20 protein-coding genes and 1 tRNA gene are annotated in these 16,548 nt (G+C 62.2%); 10 read left to right on the top strand and 11 right to left on the bottom strand.

The features are described from left to right. Positions 1-3: 3 nt before the first annotated feature. Positions 4-807, bottom strand: a complete 804-nt coding sequence (locus SAZ10_RS22930) for a helix-turn-helix transcriptional regulator (RefSeq protein WP_318611706.1) — start codon at positions 805-807, stop codon at positions 4-6. A 175-nt stretch (positions 808-982) separates the two neighbouring features. On the opposite strand from SAZ10_RS22930, the gene SAZ10_RS22935 reads away from it, so the two are divergent. The 6 genes from SAZ10_RS22935 (at position 983) to SAZ10_RS22960 (ending at position 6,022) form a co-directional block, all read left to right on the top strand. Next, positions 983-2,212, top strand: coding sequence for an MFS transporter (locus SAZ10_RS22935; protein WP_318611707.1), 1,230 nt, complete (start codon positions 983-985; stop codon positions 2,210-2,212). After that, on the top strand, positions 2,209-2,427 hold the full coding sequence (locus SAZ10_RS22940) for a hypothetical protein (RefSeq protein ID WP_318611708.1): 219 nt from the start codon (positions 2,209-2,211) through the stop codon (positions 2,425-2,427). The genes SAZ10_RS22935 and SAZ10_RS22940 overlap by 4 nt, the downstream gene beginning before the upstream one ends. A 249-nt stretch (positions 2,428-2,676) precedes the next feature. Continuing rightward, complete coding sequence (locus SAZ10_RS22945) at positions 2,677-3,849, top strand: GGDEF domain-containing protein (protein ID WP_318611807.1); 1,173 nt, start codon at positions 2,677-2,679, stop codon at positions 3,847-3,849. 95 nt (positions 3,850-3,944) lie between these two features. Next, positions 3,945-4,514: a TetR/AcrR family transcriptional regulator gene (locus tag SAZ10_RS22950; RefSeq protein WP_318611709.1), complete on the top strand. Its 570-nt coding sequence runs from the start codon at positions 3,945-3,947 to the stop codon at positions 4,512-4,514. A gap of 347 nt (positions 4,515-4,861) precedes the next feature. Then, positions 4,862-5,680, top strand: a complete 819-nt coding sequence (gene rlmN / locus SAZ10_RS22955; protein WP_318611710.1) for a 23S rRNA (adenine(2503)-C(2))-methyltransferase RlmN — start codon at positions 4,862-4,864, stop codon at positions 5,678-5,680. A gap of 12 nt (positions 5,681-5,692) precedes the next feature. Continuing rightward, positions 5,693-6,022 carry a LysR family transcriptional regulator gene (locus tag SAZ10_RS22960; RefSeq protein ID WP_318611711.1) on the top strand — a complete coding sequence of 110 codons (330 nt, stop codon included), beginning with the start codon at positions 5,693-5,695 and terminating at the stop codon, positions 6,020-6,022. Here the strand turns inward: SAZ10_RS22960 and SAZ10_RS22965 are convergent. Both SAZ10_RS22965 and SAZ10_RS22970 read right to left on the bottom strand, forming a co-directional pair. Then, a tRNA-Arg gene (locus SAZ10_RS22965) sits at positions 5,993-6,069 on the bottom strand. The two genes, SAZ10_RS22960 and SAZ10_RS22965, sit on opposite strands and share 30 nt — an antisense overlap. A 313-nt stretch (positions 6,070-6,382) precedes the next feature. After that, positions 6,383-6,940: an OmpA family protein gene (locus SAZ10_RS22970; protein WP_318611712.1), complete on the bottom strand. Its 558-nt coding sequence runs from the start codon at positions 6,938-6,940 to the stop codon at positions 6,383-6,385. A gap of 166 nt (positions 6,941-7,106) precedes the next feature. Here SAZ10_RS22970 and SAZ10_RS22975 point away from each other — a divergent pair, with 166 nt between their 5' ends. Continuing rightward, entirely contained in the window at positions 7,107-7,265 is a 159-nt protein-coding gene (locus SAZ10_RS22975) for a hypothetical protein (protein ID WP_318611713.1), read from the top strand. Positions 7,266-7,357: 92 nt separating this feature from the next. Here the strand turns inward: SAZ10_RS22975 and SAZ10_RS22980 are convergent, their stop codons facing one another. After that, on the bottom strand, positions 7,358-8,188 hold the full coding sequence (locus SAZ10_RS22980) for a D-alanyl-D-alanine carboxypeptidase family protein (protein WP_412535286.1): 831 nt from the start codon (positions 8,186-8,188) through the stop codon (positions 7,358-7,360). Between the two features lie 271 nt (positions 8,189-8,459). On the opposite strand from SAZ10_RS22980, the gene SAZ10_RS22985 reads away from it, so the two are divergent. Both SAZ10_RS22985 and SAZ10_RS22990 read left to right on the top strand, forming a co-directional pair. After that, positions 8,460-9,116, top strand: a complete 657-nt coding sequence (locus SAZ10_RS22985) for a class I SAM-dependent methyltransferase (RefSeq protein WP_318611715.1) — start codon at positions 8,460-8,462, stop codon at positions 9,114-9,116. 181 nt (positions 9,117-9,297) lie between these two features. After that, positions 9,298-9,927 carry a nucleoside triphosphate hydrolase gene (locus SAZ10_RS22990; RefSeq protein ID WP_318611716.1) on the top strand — a complete coding sequence of 210 codons (630 nt, stop codon included), beginning with the start codon at positions 9,298-9,300 and terminating at the stop codon, positions 9,925-9,927. Positions 9,928-10,128: 201 nt separating this feature from the next. Here the strand turns inward: SAZ10_RS22990 and SAZ10_RS22995 are convergent, their stop codons facing one another. The 7 genes from SAZ10_RS22995 to ureC all read right to left on the bottom strand — a co-directional run bounded on the left by SAZ10_RS22995 (position 10,129) and on the right by ureC (position 15,704). Continuing rightward, positions 10,129-10,899, bottom strand: a complete 771-nt coding sequence (locus SAZ10_RS22995; RefSeq protein ID WP_318611717.1) for a class II aldolase and adducin N-terminal domain-containing protein — start codon at positions 10,897-10,899, stop codon at positions 10,129-10,131. An 83-nt stretch (positions 10,900-10,982) separates the two neighbouring features. Beyond that, positions 10,983-11,621 (bottom strand): urease accessory protein UreG, encoded by a 639-nt coding sequence (ureG, locus tag SAZ10_RS23000; protein WP_318611718.1) that lies wholly within the window; start codon positions 11,619-11,621, stop codon positions 10,983-10,985. Next, positions 11,618-12,058: a DUF3995 domain-containing protein gene (locus SAZ10_RS23005; protein ID WP_318611719.1), complete on the bottom strand. Its 441-nt coding sequence runs from the start codon at positions 12,056-12,058 to the stop codon at positions 11,618-11,620. Before SAZ10_RS23005 ends, ureG begins: the two co-directional genes overlap by 4 nt. Beyond that, a complete protein-coding gene (locus SAZ10_RS23010; RefSeq protein ID WP_412535279.1) occupies positions 12,055-12,915 on the bottom strand; it encodes an urease accessory protein UreF in 861 nt (286 codons plus the stop codon). Before SAZ10_RS23010 ends, SAZ10_RS23005 begins: the two co-directional genes overlap by 4 nt. Beyond that, on the bottom strand, positions 12,872-13,354 hold the full coding sequence (ureE, locus tag SAZ10_RS23015; RefSeq protein ID WP_318611721.1) for an urease accessory protein UreE: 483 nt from the start codon (positions 13,352-13,354) through the stop codon (positions 12,872-12,874). The genes SAZ10_RS23010 and ureE overlap by 44 nt, the downstream gene beginning before the upstream one ends. A gap of 142 nt (positions 13,355-13,496) precedes the next feature. Beyond that, a complete protein-coding gene (locus SAZ10_RS23020; protein WP_318611722.1) occupies positions 13,497-13,985 on the bottom strand; it encodes a DUF29 domain-containing protein in 489 nt (162 codons plus the stop codon). A gap of 9 nt (positions 13,986-13,994) precedes the next feature. Then, a complete protein-coding gene (ureC, locus tag SAZ10_RS23025) occupies positions 13,995-15,704 on the bottom strand; it encodes an urease subunit alpha (RefSeq protein WP_318611723.1) in 1,710 nt (569 codons plus the stop codon). 168 nt (positions 15,705-15,872) lie between these two features. On the opposite strand from ureC, the gene SAZ10_RS23030 reads away from it, so the two are divergent. Beyond that, positions 15,873-16,247, top strand: a complete 375-nt coding sequence (locus SAZ10_RS23030) for a hypothetical protein (protein ID WP_318611724.1) — start codon at positions 15,873-15,875, stop codon at positions 16,245-16,247. Positions 16,248-16,548: the final 301 nt, after the last annotated feature.

The raw sequence follows: 16,548 nt of genomic DNA on the forward strand, positions 1-16,548 counted from the left end.
CGGTCAGGGGCGGCTTGGAGCACTACGCGAAGCACGCTCGCGCATGTAAGCTTGCGGGCTCTCCCCCATTTCGGTCCGAAAGGCGTACACAAACGCAGACGTCGAGCCGTATCCCAGTTCCATGGCGACTTGCGTCACACTCAGGCCGCCCCCCAAAAGCTCAATTGATCTGAACAGCCGCAAGCGCCGCCGCCATGATCGCAGGCTCATGCCCAGCTCCGCCTCGAAGCGACGGGCCAAGGTCCTGGGCGACATGCGCAACGCTCGTGCCCATTCCTCCGGGCCGCGGCTGTCCGCCGGCTCCAGATAAAGGGCTTCGCAAATGGCAGATAGAGGTTCTGCGCGAGGCCAAGGTAAGACACTCGGCAAGGCACGGGCTCGCCGAAGCTGGTCAAGGATCAAGCCGGTGATACGCCCTGCATAGCCGTCGGGGTCCTCCTGTCCATCGATCGCAGCCGCCTCGACGATCAGAGCTTGCAGCAGCGGCGATACGCCGAACAACGTTGCAGCTGCCGGCAGACCCGCACGGGCCCCTTCAGCGATCCAGAGGCTACGGAATTCCGCGCCGAGAGGAGCACCGACCCGGTGCTCCACACCAGTGGGCAGCCATACTGCCTGTTCGGGCGAGATCACGAACGACCGCGCCTTCGTGTAGACCGTCAGCACGCCGGAGATGGCATAGACCAACTGATTCCAACGGTGCGAATGCTCGGGAAAGAAATGACGCGCCGGAATGGACTGTGCGCGCACGGTGATCGGCTCGGGAGGAAGTACGCCCGGCGGCGCGGCGATCGGCTTCCACGTCATGCTGAATCTCTGAGTGGCAGATATTCTATATAATCTGTCACTTCGTCGAGATACAGCCATATCGCCGCGGTGTTATGAAGCGAGGGAGTTATTTCCCTTACGCCTGTGCCGCTGAATCGGTGGGCTGTCCCGCCGCGTCCAAGCGCGCCACGAATCGTTGCCCGTTTGAAATCCGATGTCACAAGTCATTGCAAGAACGCCGGCCAGGCCCTCTTCCTTGTCCGGCCATGATTATGCGCGCGGCAACGTCGCGAGACTGACCATCGCGCAGGCGCTCGCCGGGGCGAATTCCGTCGTCGTCTACGCCACCGGCGCCATCGTCGGAAACATGCTCGCGCCGAGCCCTGCGTTGGCCACGCTGCCGATCTCGATCTTCGTCGTCGGGATGGCAGCCTGCACCTTGCCCGCCGGCGCTATCGCCCAACGCCACGGGCGCCGCGCCGCCTTCTTGATCGGAACGGCTTGCGGCGTGCTCGTCGGTCTTCTCGCTGCCCTGGCAGTCGTGCTCGGCTCCTTCTGGCTATTCTGCGCCGCGACGTTCTTCGGGGGCGCCTATGCGGCTGTCGTCCTTTCCTTCCGCTTCGCGGCGGCCGACTGCGTGCCGACGGAGCGGCGCCCGCGCGCGTTGTCTTTCGTCATGGTGGGTGGGGTCTTCGCTGGGGTAATCGGGCCGCAGCTTGTCACCTACACCATGTATCTGTGGATGCCCCACATGTTCGCGGCGACCTTCCTCGCGCAAGCGGCCGTCGCTGCCGTGTCTGCACTGATCCTGGTCGGTGTGCGTCTTCCAACGCCGACTGCGGTGGAGGTTGCCGGTGGCCGCCCGCTCGGCGTCATCGCCCGCCAACCGCGGTTTATCATCGCGGTCATCTGCGGCGTCGTTTCTTACCTGCTCATGAATTTTCTGATGACCGCCGCACCTCTGGCCATGCAGATGTGCGGCCTTTCGCAGGAAGCGGCCAACCTCGGCCTTCAGTGGCATGTGATCGCGATGTATGCGCCGAGCTTCCTCACCGGGCGGCTGATTACGCGCTTCGGCGCACCCGGTGTGGTCACGGCCGGCATGGCGCTGACCGCCGCCGCGGCAGTAGTCGGGTTGCTGGGTGTCGATGTCTCGCATTTCTGGCTCACCCTCATCCTGCTCGGTATCGGTTGGAATTTCGGCTTCGTGGGCGCGTCGGCGCTGGTGCTGGAATGTCATCGCCCCGAGGAAAAGACCCGTGTGCAATCGCTCAATGACTTCGTCGTGTTCGGGACGATGGTTTTCGGCTCGTTCCTTTCCGGCGGCCTGCTGACGGCATACGGATGGGACACCGTGCTCTGGCTGTCGTTCTCTCCCATTTTGCTGGCGCTCCTCGCCCTGGCCGGGAGTTACGTCGCGCGCCGACGAACTTCGGCGAGTTGACTGACGAGCCGACCAGCTTTGCTGTGATGGACGAGGCCCTCGGCGCCGGCATCGGTTTCATCGACACGGCTGATCTCTATGGCGGCCCGCAGTCACCAGATGTGGAAAAAGGCTACGGCGCGGACTGGCGATGGGGATCTGCACAGTCTTCCTCGACATCGCTATGGCGATCGGCGGCCCGGCATTGGGATGGGTCGCCGACCGGGAAGGATTGAACGCCGTTTCTTCGTCAGCGCCGGAGTTACCATTTGCACGACGACCAATAGCTTTGCATTTGGCCTGCGACACGCACCGGATCCGGGATCCTTCTAGGCTCAATCGAGGAACCTGTTGCAAAATTGAGCTGATGCAGATTCTCAGTACTGAATATCTACAAATTTATTGAACCCCTTGCTCCTGCCTTAAGTCCGAATGGCTACCTCATTCACAATGGAGCTGGTGCGGAGTTGTCATCGTTGTTCGATATGTTCACGGTCGGCTTACTGGCTGGCATTGCATCTGCCCTGGGTTGCCTGACTATCGTAATCATATGGCTCCGGGATCGCTCAACGGCGTCCTACGCCTGGTGGGTGCTTGCCTTCTTGCTCTCCGGCCTCGGCGTCGCGCTGACGGCACAACGCCATAGCTTGCTCCAACTCACGACGATCGGCCTTCCCGGCTTCGCTGCCTTGCTCAGCGTGGGAGCCTTCTGGTGTGGCCTGCGCGTGTTTGATCGGCGCTCGCTTCCGGTTCTCGCCTTGGTGCCGCTCGTGATCTGGGCGTTGGGACTGCCCTTCGTCCACCACCTCTTCGCGCTGCGCCAGATGCATTTCAACATTGCCATCGGCACGGCGACGCTTCTCGTCGGTGTCGATCTCTGGCGATCCACCGCCAGGGAATTGTCGCCGCGCTTCTGCATCGCGCTCATCTGTCTGTTCGAGACCCTCGTCAGCTACAGACAGGCCATCGCCCTCGCTCTCATGCGCGACACCGTCGGCCAAGGCCCGCTGCACGGATGGCTCACCTTCGCGCCCTTCCAATCCGCTGTCGCCCTGGTGGCCATCGTCGTTCTCGGCATTCTCATGATCGCCGAGCGCACGCAAAGCCGGTTTCGCGATCTCGCCATGAATGATCAACTCACCGGCGTCCTCAACCGCCGCGGCTTCTTCGAGACTGGCGCGAATCAACTCGAGAAGCTGTCCGGAACGTCCAGCGAAACCGCAATCGCCCTTTTCGATATCGACTTCTTCAAGGCCATCAACGACAAGCATGGCCATCCCGCAGGCGACACGGTGATCGCCGAATTCGCACGGCGCGCCGTCAGCACGATCCGGCCTGGCGATATTTTTGGTCGAATTGGCGGGGAGGAGTTCGCGCTGCTGCTGCCGGACACGACGCTCAACGATGCCAGGCTTATTGTCGAGCGCGTACGGGCTACCTTCAGCGGCACGCCGATCCTGCACGACCGGATTGAGATCATGGCCACGGCGAGCGCCGGCATCTCGATTGCTCGCAGCCGGGACGCCAATCTGGATCAGTTCATCTCCTTGGCCGATTCCGCGCTGTACGCCGCAAAGAAGGCCGGGCGCAATCGAACGAGCATTCTGCGCACGATAGCGGATCGTGATGCACCCGCGATAACCCGCAAGTCATCGTGAGATCCACCCGGCATTCCGTCATCCCCTCGTGTATCTCGTGTTGGATGGCCGCTATTGTAAGGGTCATCATTCGAGCGAGCAGTAGAAAAGAAGATATGCCGAGACCGAAACTTCACAGCGACGAGTTCATTCTCGATACCGCGCTAAGCATCCTTCTTCAGAAAGGGCCATCGGCCTTCACCCTCTCCGATGTTGCAGAGGCGGTCGGCATCTCGCGGGCTGCGCTGATCCAGCGGTTCAAGGACAAGGCGACGCTGCATCAAAAGGTCATGGAGCGCAACACGCAGGAGGTGCGGGACTATTTCGCGGGCGCAAGTCCCGAAAAGGGCCTTGATCCACTGTGGGCGATGCTCAAGGACCTCATCTCCGGAATGGGCACCGGTGCCGAGACGGAAGGCTATCTCCTGCTTTTGTGGGGAGACGTTCAAGACCCCTCGCTCCGGGCACTTGCTGCCGAGCGCAACAGACTAGTGCTTGAGGCCATTGAAGCGCGCTTGCCCGCCGCACCACATCCTCCCGAACCCACAGCCGGTCTGATCCAGACAGTCATCCAAGGGGCCTGCATGCAGTGGCTTGTTGAGCCCGAAGGCGAGCTAGCGTCCTTCATGACCGAGCGGACCCGCATGCTTCTGTCCATGCTTTATCCCGACCATGTGTTCGGGTAACACCATCTGGAGGGTTGTTTATAACAGTCGCGTCGGTTATTTATTGGGCTGTGCCACGGTACCACCGGGCTCCGAAACCCGGGACGACGATCATGCCTATACGAGAACCAGGCCCCTTGGGGCCCGAACGACAAAAAGCACTGCCCGCGCCAACCTTGGCGCTGAGCCTGACGGCCGACGAATTCGATTCGTTGAACGCTGGCGGCGAGGCGCGAGTCGCATATCGCGACTTGTTCAGCTCGCATGCCGATCTGCCTCGCGCCTTGCGAGGCTGGTCCAAGGCTCGGGGCGTCCAGTTGCGGAGCCTGCTCAAGATCACGCATGAGCGCGGCGGCCGGTCGCAGAAAGTGCTTTTCGGCCTTCATGACGGCTATGCCGTCGAAACCGTCCTGATCCGCCGCCACGATGGACACACCGCCTGCATTTCGTCCCAAGTCGGATGTGCCTTCGCCTGTCAGTTCTGCGCTTCCGGCCAAGTCGGCCTCAAGCGCAACCTTTCGGCGGGCGAGATCGTCGAACAGGTCGTTCAACTCGGCCCGAAAGTGAATCGGATTGTGTTCATGGGCATCGGCGAGCCTTTGAACAACTACGAACAGGTGATGAAGGCGATCCGTATCCTCCGCGACCGGCGGGGGATGAATTTTCCCACCACGGGGATCACGCTTTCGACCATCGGCGTTCCGAAGGCGCTGGCGCAACTGCGAGAAGAGCATCTGGCGATCAACCTGATCATATCGCTGCACGCGACAACGCAGGAAGTTCGCGACCGTCTCATCCCCGGATCGCGGAAACACGACATCAAGGAAGTCATCTCGCGCGCTTCGTCATGGGCGGAACGGCATAACCGGATTGTCACCTTCGTCTATCTGGTGCTGCCCGGCGTTAATGATACGCTTGCTGACGCGAAGCGACTTGCCGGTTTGATGCGTAAGCGAAGGGCACGCGTGAACCTCATGCGCTGGAATCCCGTCGATGGCGTCGCACTTGACCAAACAAGCGACCGCAGCCTTGGGCTCTTCCGTGAAGTGCTGGATCGCGCCGGTGTGCCCGTCGTGGTGCGGGATACACAGGGACGGGATATTTCAGCCGCATGTGGTCAGCTCTGGTTGCGCGATCTGCGCGGCATCCCGGTCGAGAAACGTGGAGCCGCGAGACAGGTCGCATAGCAGGAGCGCAGGATGCGGCGTTTGAGAGGACATGCGAACGACCCCTTCAGATCAAGTGAAACGCTGCTGGGATCGCGCATTCCTCTCCTGTCCCTGGTCCAGACGCTCGCCGTCGCTGAGTATCTAAACTTCCGCCACGCGGCCAATGCTCTGCGCGTCAGCCAGTCCAGTGTCAGCGCGCGCGTGAAGGCTCTGGAGGAGGACCTTGGCATCCTCCTGTTCGAGCGTCACGCGCGCGGCGTTCGACTGACCGAAGCCGGCCGACATTTCATCGAAGGGGCGGCAACCGCCATTCATACTTCTGTTCTGAAATGGCGCACCCGACAGGATTCGAACCTGTGACCTCTGCCTTCGGAGGGCAGCGCTCTATCCAGCTGAGCTACGGGTGCATCCGCATCGGAGCCGGACCCGCCTCGGGGACCGACAGAGCGTTCTTATACGAAGGCTCCCCCCTGTTCAACGGCGGTTGACCTCGAATTCGCGCTGGAAAAGGCGCGTGGAGTTGGGTGCGTCAAGTTCAGCAAAATGGCACGCCAGTGACGTAGGCGGATCCGTCGCACAGCCCCGTGTGGTGGAGCCAGCCGTCATAGGCTGCGCTGTCCCGCATGACCGCATCGGCCGGTGGCCCCTTCCTTCAGCCGGTGCGCTCTCCCGGCGCGAAAGCCCGCCGGTTTGCAATTCCGGCGGGCTTCGTCGTTCGTGTCAGCGAACGAATTCGTCAATACGGCGAATCGTGACGCGGCGGTTTCGCCAGTCCTCATAGGGCGTGTCGATCAGGAGGAAATCCTCGCCATAGCCGACCGACTCCAGAATGCGCGCCGGCACGCCGAATTCGCGCACGAGAACTCGCTTCAGCGATTCTGCCCGGCGCTCCGACAGGATCTGGTTCGACTCACGCGATCCGACAGCATCCGTATGGCCCTCGATCAGGAAACGGGCGCCGCGCCGCCGGCGCGACAGCTGGTCGAACGCGCTTGCAATCTCCCGCACCTTGCGGAATTCCGAGCGCGGAATCTCCGCGGAAGCGAACTCGAAATTGATCGCCTGGATGTCGATCGAAGGCGCGGAACGGCGCAAGTCCGGACGGCGCCGAAACTCCTGAATTGTCACGCGCTCCTCGGGGCGCACGTGCTGCCGCGGCGCCGAATCGAGCCGGCGCATGATCTCGTTCGAGGAGGGACCGGCGCGATCCTGCGCAAATGCCAGCCCCGGCGCGGCAATCGCCATTGCAACACTCGTCAGGAAAAATCGGCGGTTCATGTCATGTCTCCTTCTCAGCACCAGCGTAGGAGACGCGAGCTATCAGCCCGATTGTGAAGGCAAGGTGAATGCCGCGGTTGGCTGTCGTTCAAGATCCTTAATTCCTGGACATCAGACCGAAACGTGCGAAGCGGTTTCAGATAAATCCGATGCAAAACAGAGAGATATGGCGATCTACGCAGCCAAGGCCGCCGGTCGCAACACGTTCCGGATCTTCGACGAAGCCATGCACGAAGCCTCCCAGATTTCAGAGCACGCTGGAAGCGAAAACCGGGTGACCAAACTTCCCGTCCTGCGCGATCGCGTGAGCACTTGGTTCGCGTGAGCACTTGGAAAGACGGTCGAGTCACTCGCTGCCGGTGCTGCCTGCTGCGGTGCTATCATGAGAAAGCATGCAGCTGCTGCCCAGGCCTGTGCTCAAAACGTCAGGCCGGTGGTGGCGACGTTTTCCGGCATGTAGCGGTCGATGAGCGCCGCGACCTCGGCGTTTCGGGCGCGGGCGCTGTCGCCGCCCATGACGACCGCCACCAGCTTGCGGTTGCCGCGCGAGACCGAGGTGACGATGTTATAGCCCGAGGCGCGGATATAGCCCGTCTTGATGCCGTCGACGCCGTCGACACCGCCGAGCAGGTCGTTGTGGCCGCGGATCATCCGCCCGTTGAAGGCGAAGGACTGCGTCGAGAAATAGTAATAGTACTGCGGGAAACGCTTGCGTAGCGCCAGGCCAAGCAGCGCCATGTCGCGAGCCGTGGTGACCTGCTCAGGGTCGGGCAGGCCCGAGGCATTGCGGAAGACCGTCGAGCGCATGCCGATCGCCCGTGCCTTGGCCGTCATCAGCGCGGCGAAATTCTCTTCCGTTCCGCCGAGATATTCCCCAATGGCGACGGCGACGTCATTGGCCGACTTGGTAACCAGCGCCTTGATTGCGGAGTCGACATCGATCGTGCCGCCCCTTCTGAAACCGATCTTGGTGGGCGGCTGCAGGCGGGCGTGGTCGGAAACGGGAATCTGCGTGGCCGCCGAAACACGGCCCGATTCCATCGCCTCGAAGAGCAGGTAAAGCGTCATCATCTTCGTCAGCGAGGCCGGATGCCGGACATCATCACAGGCCGCCTGGTAGAGCACCTTGCCGTTATTTCCGTCGACGACGATGGCGGCGTATTTCGTCGAGGTGTAGCTCGAGAGGGTCGTCGGCAACGGGGCGAGGTCCTGCGCGGTCGTGCAGGCGCTGACCGCGAAGGCGAGCATCAGGACGACCGCCACATGGAAAATGCCAAACGGCTTTCGGATCGCTGGCTGCAAGTGTTACCTGTCCCCACTCAGTACCGCGGTACCGCGCACTGCACATGCCGTGCAGTCGAAAGACCTAAACCAATCGGCATTATCAGTCCATTTATGCGTGAAGTATCCCCAGCCGATCGCCGACAGGACCGATTGTTTCCATGGTATCTAATGCCTCGCCGTTGTTTCGGCGCAACGAAGTGGCGACTTACCGGTGCATTTCGACTGTGGTGTGAAAATGGCCAGACCTGAACAGATCGAAGCGGGCCAGGCGGCCTACTCGCCGATCGTGCTCGGCATATATGACTGGTATGTTCACGGGCTCTCGAACCATCTCTTGTGGCATTGCCCGACTTCAGCCCTGCGCCAACTCTACGATCGCAACGTCTCGGCGCGCCACATCGATATCGGGGTCGGAACCGGATATTTCCTCGACAAAGCGAAATGGCCCGTAGCGAAGCCGTCCATCACGCTGGTAGATCTCAACGCGAACAGTCTTGACGCCGCTTCCAGGCGCATAGCGAGATACGCGCCAGAGACCGTCGTCGCCAATGCAATGGAGTCTCTCCCGCTCAGCGGATCGTTCGGTTCGGCGGCGCTCTGCTACCTGCTGCACTGCATGCCCGGGGCGATCCCCGATAAGGCGGTCGCCTTCGATCATCTTCGCCCGCTGCTGAAGCCGGGGGCCCGGGTGTTCGGGGCAACCATTCTGCAGGGTAGCCTTCCCCGATCCCGTGCCGCCCAGGCGCTCATGAACATCTACAACAGGAAAGGCATATTCTCGAACGCGGCGGACACGGTCGAAGATTTGGACAGCGCGCTCAGGGCTCGCTTCACGAACGTGAAGGTCGAAGTCCTGGGCGTTGTCGCCCTCTTCGAGGCCGCGGCATTCTGAAACGTGGCACTTCGCCAGCATTGGGCCGGCAGGCGAATGCTGCTAGAAATGTTGCGCCGTGAAGAGCCGAGTTCAGGAAAGCCAGCGCATTGGACCGAAAAGCGCGTAGCGGTTTTCGGGCAAGTCCGACGCCTAGTCCGATACCTAGAGAAAGAGTTAGAGCAAGGAAGCGTCCGAAGCCATGTCCGCCATCGCCTCCGTCGCAGCTGCTATCTTCAAGCATGCAGGAAAGTCGAAGCGGGCGATCATCGCCGTCGCCGGTCCGCCGGGCGCCGGAAAATCGACGATCACCGAAAAGCTCCTCGATCTCCTGCCGGAGGGCAGTGCGGCCGTGGTGCCGATGGACGGCTTCCATTACGACGACGTCGTGCTCAAAGCGAAGGGGCTCAGCAAGCGCAAGGGGGCGCCGGAGACTTTCGACTTCGACGGCTATACGACGCTGCTGGCGCGGCTGCGCTCCGCCGATCGCGACGTCGCCATCCCGATCTTCGACCGCGCCAACGAGCTTTCGCGCGCCGCAGCGGCAATCGTCGGGCAGCATGTCAAGTTCGTGCTCACCGAAGGCAATTATCTGCTGCTCGATGAGGAGCCGTGGTCACGGCTGGGACCCCTGCTCGACTTCACCATCTTCCTCGACGTGCCGCGCGAGGAACTCGAGCGGCGATTGATCCAGCGCTGGCTCGACCATGGCCGCACGCCCGAGGATGGGCGCAATTGGGTGAACACGAATGACCTGCCCAATGTCGACCGCGTGCTCGCCCGCCGCCGCGAGGCGGACCTCGTCGTGTCGAATGGGGGCGTGGCCGATTAGCGCATCGGACCGAAAAGTGCGCAGCGGTTTTCGGACGAATCCGATGCGTAAACAAAAAACATGGAGCGGCGTGGCGATCCAATTTTGATCGGCCGCCGATCGGGAAGTGGCGGGGACAGTTTACTTTTTTCCGCAGAAAGGCCGTGGCGCTTCAAAGCCGGCGCAAGCGGAAAAAGTAAACTGTCCCCCCGCGCAAACGCTCTAGCTCCGATAGACCGGCTCTTCCTCGTCGAGGATCGCCTTCAACTCGGCCAGATGCCGATCGGCCTGGCCCGGATAGTGGTCGCTTTCGTCGGCGACCTTGGCGGCGATCTCGTCGGACAGCCTGCGCAATGGCTTTCCGGTCCACAGCGCCTTCACGTAGGTCTCGGCCGCCCGCTCGAAATAATACATGCGGTTGAACGCCTCGGCGACAGTCTCGCCGATGACCAATATGCCGTGATTGCCCATGATCATGACCTGGGTCATCGGGTCGGCGAGCAGCTTCGAGCAACGCTCGCCCTCTTCCTCGAAGGCAAGTCCGCCATAGTTCTCGTCGATCACTTGGCGGGGTCCGAAGAAGATCGCCGAATTCTGGTCGATCGGCGGCAGACGGGAATCCGCCAGCGAGGCGAGCACCGTGGCGTGGATCGAATGGACGTGCATGACGCAGCGCGCATGCGGCACGTTGCGGTGGATTGCACTATGAAGGCCCCAGGCGGTCGGGTCCGGAGCGTCGGGCCGGCTCATCGTCTCGGGATCGTTGCCGTCGATCAGCAAAAGGTCGCTCGCCTTGATGCGCGAGAAGTGAACCTGGTTGGGGTTCATGAGGAATTGCGTGCCGTCCTCGCTGACGGCTAGTGAGAAATGGTTGGCCACAGCCTCGTTCATGTTGAGCCTGGCGGTCCAGCGGAAGGCACAAGCGAGATCGACCCGCTCGGCGTAATGGGGAAGGTTGGTGCGGGTTTCTTTGTGAACCTGCGCGATGTTCATCAGCGATCCTCCAGTTTGCCGAAGGATGCCGCGCCTTGCGGCCGACAGCAACCGGGAATGCTTGGTGCAGGCGGAACGTGTTTTCAGGCAGCCGATTGAGTTCCATCAGCGCGCAGGCCGCCGTTCTCGACAATGAAATCGATCACGTCCTTGATACCCTTGCCGCGCGACAGGTCGGTGAAGCCGAATGGCCTGCCGCTGCGCATGCGCGCGGCGTCGCGCTCCATCACGTCGAGATCGACATTCACATAAGGCGCTAGGTCGCTCTTGTTGATGACCAGGAAGTCCGAGCGCGTGATGCCCGGGCCGCCCTTTCGCGGAATCTCTTCGCCCTGGCAGACCGAGATGACGTAGAGGGTCAGGTCCGCCAGATCCGGCGAGAAGGTGGCAGCGAGATTGTCGCCGCCCGATTCGATGAACACGATGTCGAGATCGGGGTGACGTTCTCGCATTGCCGCGATCGCCTGCAGGTTGATCGAAGCATCCTCGCGGATTGCAGTGTGAGGGCAGCCGCCGGTCTCCACGCCCATGATGCGGTCCTCGGAAAGGGCCTGGAGCCGTGCCAGCATCAGGGCATCTTCCTTGGTGTAGATATCGTTGGTGATGACCGCGATCGAGAACTCGTCCCGCAGCGCCTTGCAGAGCTTCTCCGTCAGCGTTGTCTTGCCGGAGCCGACCGGCCCGCCGATGCCGACCCGAAGAGGACCGTTCTGCGATTTCATGCTGCAAATCCTTCGAGAGCCAGAATGGCAAGGCCCGCGCCGAGCACGAGGCAGAGCGGGGAATAGTAGCGTAGATCGAGCCGGGCGAAAGGCATTTCGGGGGTGAGCCGCCGCCAGAAAGGCATGAAGCCGACCAGACCGCGGCCGAGAAACACGAGCGCCATGAAGAGTGCAGCACCCGCAAGAGAGATCCTCTCGAAGGGGGAGGCGAACACGCCGCCGAGCGCGAGCACCATCAGCGTCGCGACGATGAAGACCGCCGCGACCGCAAAGCAGGCGGAGGGCGACGGCATCGCGTCGATCCCCTTGAAGCCGGCGACGGCGCGCGCGCAGGAGTTCGGGTCGGTTCCCGGCCAGATGCCGCCAATGCCCCAATAGACGTGAAGCGCTGCGATGAGGACGAGCGGCACAGCGAGCAAAAGGGCAAGCACGATCATGTACGGAACAGTCGGGAATATTGGGTTTCGTGACGCATCGACATGATCTCGGAAAGAACCGTTGCCGAACCGAGATCATCGAGGGTGGAGCCTGCTGCGCATGTTGCCGTCTCGGCGATGACCGGTTCCAGAGCCGCAACCAGGCCGACAGCTCCGGCCTGGCCGGTGATGCCGAGGCGGATCGCCGCCTGCGCGAGATTGGTGACGAAGGCCTGCAGCCAGACGGGAAGGGCATCCTCCAGCGGGATGCCGTGGGCGCCGGCCGCAGCACCGACCGCGATCGGATATGGGCATGGGTCGGGCAGTTCGACCGCAGGCTGAGGCCAGCCGTTTTGCAAGGCGGCAGCGAAGGCTCTCCCTTGCAGCGTCGTTTCCAGATGACGCTCGAACGAGCCGGCAAGTGCGGCGCCCAAATCGGCAAGCTCTCCCATGTCGCCGCTGTCCTGCTGCCTTCGCCAGGCTGCGGCGAAGAGAACCGCGTCGTTCCAAGCCGAGCCGAAGCGGAGCAGGGCGGCCAGCCAGTCCTTGAGCTCGTCGGCGGAGGTGATGAGAGGGGCGCGCTCGCCCCCTCCACCACGCTCCGCGTGGTCCCCCTCTCCCGTAAACGGGGGAGGATCAATGTCGCGGCCGCCCGCAGCCTGGGATCCTCCCCTGCGAAGCGGGGGAGGGAGACCGCGGAAGGCGGTGGAGGGGGCTTCGCTGGGCATAGCGCTGACTGCCGACTCCAGCCCATGGCTGTAGCTGAAGCTGCCGATCGGGAAGGCAGGCGATAGCCAGGCCGTCAGCTTGAGCAGACCGTTGGTCGAGGGAGGCTCAGTCATGATGATGGTTGCCGTGGTGGGCGTCGTCACGGCCATGGGAGTGGCCGGAATAGGCACCGCGGAGGGGGCTGAAGGGCTCAAACACTTCGACCACACTGGCCCCAAGCCCTTCGAGCATCCCCTTGATGACATGGTCGCGCAGGATGAGGATGCGCCCGGCCTCGACCTGAGCAGCGAGATGCCGGTTGCCGAGGTGCCAGGCGAGCTCGACGAGATGGACCGCGTCGCGGGCGCGAACTTCATAGAGTTCCTCTTCCGCCGCCACGATGCCCGCACAACGCCCATCTTCCAGCACCAGGAGATCACCGCCGCCGAGCACCACCGGTTCTGGTAAATCGACAAGCACCTTCTCGCCCTGCGAGAGTGTCAGCACCTTGCGTCGGAGGTGACGCTCGTCCTGGGGAAGCACCACGCTGTCGAAGGCCAGCTGAAGCTTGCGGTCGGCGGCGCGCGTGATCGATACGGCTCGCAGCATCTCTGCCCTTTCGCCTAAACTTCTGAGGACAGTAGTGGTTAGCCTCACGTGATCCAAGCGCAAGTGCGCTCATGCGATCGTGTCGAAGAGACGCAGGATCCAGGAGACCCGGTAGATCATCGCGAAAGCAATGAAGGGTCCGTCAGTCTCGCAAGATGTCGTACGGCTGAAATGTCTCTCCCGGCCAAAAGTGCCCGTCCAGCGCATCGGCGACTGAGAACGGAGGTTCAGGCGGGATAACTTCTGCTGGGACACCCGTTTCCTTTATCGCTTGGCGACGTCCTTCGGCGTAGGCTTTCTCGAAAATCTCTTCCGGATAGCCCTTCAGGCTCGGGCTGTCTTCGATGCTTTCCGGAATCCAGAGCCGTTGCTCGCTGATCGTAATACGCCAGCTTTCACTGCGTCGCCCGGGCTGAAACTGCCATTTCAGCAGATGATGGATCAGCAGCGCCAAGCGTGTCCGAATCTCCTTCTTCTCGCTGCGCCCCAAGCTCTCGACCTCCTCCGCCAGGTTCTCCCAGTCGACGTCATTATGGGAGCGCGCACGAAGCTTCGCGGCCTGATCCTGCAGCCACGCGTAGAAATCGCGTTCATATAGCGAGTCTTTTGGCTTCTCGAGAAGCTTTCCCATGCCTCCAATCTAGAACAGAAAATACCTCTGCGCCATCGGCAGCACCGTGGCCGGCTTGCAGGTCAGGAGCTCGCCGTCGGCACGAACCTCGTAAGTCTCGGGGTCGACCTCGACATTCGGCGTTGCGTCGTTCAGCACCATCGAATGCTTGCCGATCCCGCCGCGGGTGTTCTCGACTGCGATCATCTCCTTCTCGACCCCGAGCTTCGACTTCAGGCCAGCGTCCAGAGCCGCCTTGGAAACGAAGGTAACCGAGGAGTTCGTGATCGCCTTGCCGTAGCCGCCGAACATCGGCCGGTAATGCACCGGCTGCGGGGTCGGGATGGAAGCGCTGGGATCGCCCATCGGCGCGGCCGCGATCATACCGCCGATGAGTACCATATCCGGCTTCACGCCGAAGAAGGCCGGGTTCCAGAGCACCAGGTCGGCGCGCTTGCCGACCTCGACTGAGCCGATTTCCTTCGCGAGCCCGTGCGCGATCGCCGGGTTGATCGTGTATTTGGCGATATAGCGCCTGACGCGGAAATTGTCGTTGTCGCCAGCGTCCTCGGCCAGACGGCCGCGCTGGCGCTTCATCTTGTCGGCGGTCTGCCATGTGCGGATCAGTACCTCGCCGACGCGGCCCATGGCCTGGCTGTCGGAAGAGATGATCGAAAACGCACCGATGTCGTGGAGGATGTCCTCCGCCGCGATGGTCTCCTTCCTGATGCGGCTTTCGGCAAAGGCCACATCTTCCGGGATCGAGGGCGACAGATGATGGCAGACCATCAGCATGTCCAGATGCTCAGCGATCGTGTTCACCGTGTAGGGCCGCGTCGGATTGGTGGAGGACGGGATCACGTTCGGCAATCCGCAGACCTTGATGATGTCGGGTGCATGGCCGCCGCCGGCACCCTCGGTGTGGAAGGCGTGGATGGTGCGGCCCTTGAAGGCCCTGATCGTGTCCTCGACGAAGCCGGACTCGTTCAGCGTGTCGGTGTGGATCATCACCTGAATGTCGTACCGGTCGGCGACGGACAGGCAGCAGTCGATCGCAGCAGGGGTGGTGCCCCAGTCCTCGTGGAGCTTCAGCGAGCAGGCGCCCGCAAGCACCATCTCCTCGAGCGCGGCGGGCAGCGAGGCGTTGCCCTTGCCCGAGATCCCGATATTCATCGGGAAAGCGTCGAAGGACTGGATCATGCGGGCGAGGTGCCACGGCCCCGGCGTGCAGGTGGTCGCCAGCGTTCCGTGCGCGGGGCCCGTGCCGCCCCCGAGCATAGTGGTGATCCCGCTCATCAGCGCTTCCTCGATCTGCTGCGGGCAGATGAAGTGGATATGCGCGTCCATGCCGCCGGCCGTCAGGATCTTGCCTTCGCCAGCGATCGCCTCGGTACCTGGACCGATGATGATATCGACGCCAGGCTGCGTGTCCGGATTGCCGGCCTTGCCGATCGCGTGGATACGGCCACCCCTGAGGCCGACATCGGCCTTGTAGATGCCCGTCGCATCGACCACCAGGGCGTTGGTGATGACGGTGTCGACCGCGCCGGCCGCCCGCGCAACCTGGCTCTGGCCCATCCCGTCGCGGATCACCTTGCCGCCGCCGAACTTCACCTCTTCCCCATAGACGGTGAAGTCCTTCTCCACCTCGATGAAGAGCTCCGTGTCGGCGAGGCGAACCTTGTCGCCGACGGTCGGCCCGAACATCTGAGCATAGGCAGCGCGTGAGATTCTAGCCATCGGCGATCCCCTTACCAATCGGTCCTGCATGAAGCCCGGTTGCACATTTCCGCCACGATATGGTCACGGAATGACCCGATCAGCGGCGGCATCTGAGCGCATTGCGCATTTGAACTCGCGGGGTCGTCCCCTAGTTGGTCGTCTGTCAAACGATGGAAAGGAAAGTCCATGCGCAAAACGACGATTCTGACGGCTGCTGCCGCCCTCATGCTCGCGACGGCTGCCGGCGCCCAGCAGCAACCCGCTCCGCAGACTGATCAGCCCTCGGCCCAGCCGGAGCAGCAGGCTCCATCGACCGCGCCTACAATCCAAAGCATCAATATCGTCGATATCGACCAACTGCCCCAGGAGACGAAAGCGCAGGTCAACACGATCGTTTCCCAGCGCAGTGATGCCGATCTTCAGAAGCTGCGCAGCTCGATCGATGCCACGCCTCAAGTCAAATCCGCACTCGAAGCCAAAGGGTTGAGCTCGGCCCAGGTCATCGCCGCCAGTCTGACCGACAAGGGCGCCCTGACGCTGATCACCAAGAAAAAAAGTTGACCCCGTGAGGGCCAGGCTTGCCTCGTTCCGTGGCAGTGGCCACGCGGTGCGAGAGCGGTAGATACATCCATCGGTGGCCGCCGGAGTTTGCACCGACGCAGCTCTCCTCGTAGAGCTGCGTGCGTTCCAGTTGGTTCGCCACGCCGCTCTATCTCTTTGTGTACGCATCGGATTTATCCGAAAGCCGCTTCGCATCTTTCGGACCGATGCTTCAGAGCGGCGTGCCTTCAAGTGGAAGCGCCACGCCGCTCTTTTGCTTCGTTTTGGCATCGGCTTTGTCCCAAAACCGCTCCTCACCTTT

Origin of the sequence: Mesorhizobium sp. BAC0120, from assembly GCF_033542235.1 — a bacterium.
Lineage (GTDB): Bacteria > Pseudomonadota > Alphaproteobacteria > Rhizobiales > Rhizobiaceae > JAWRCU01.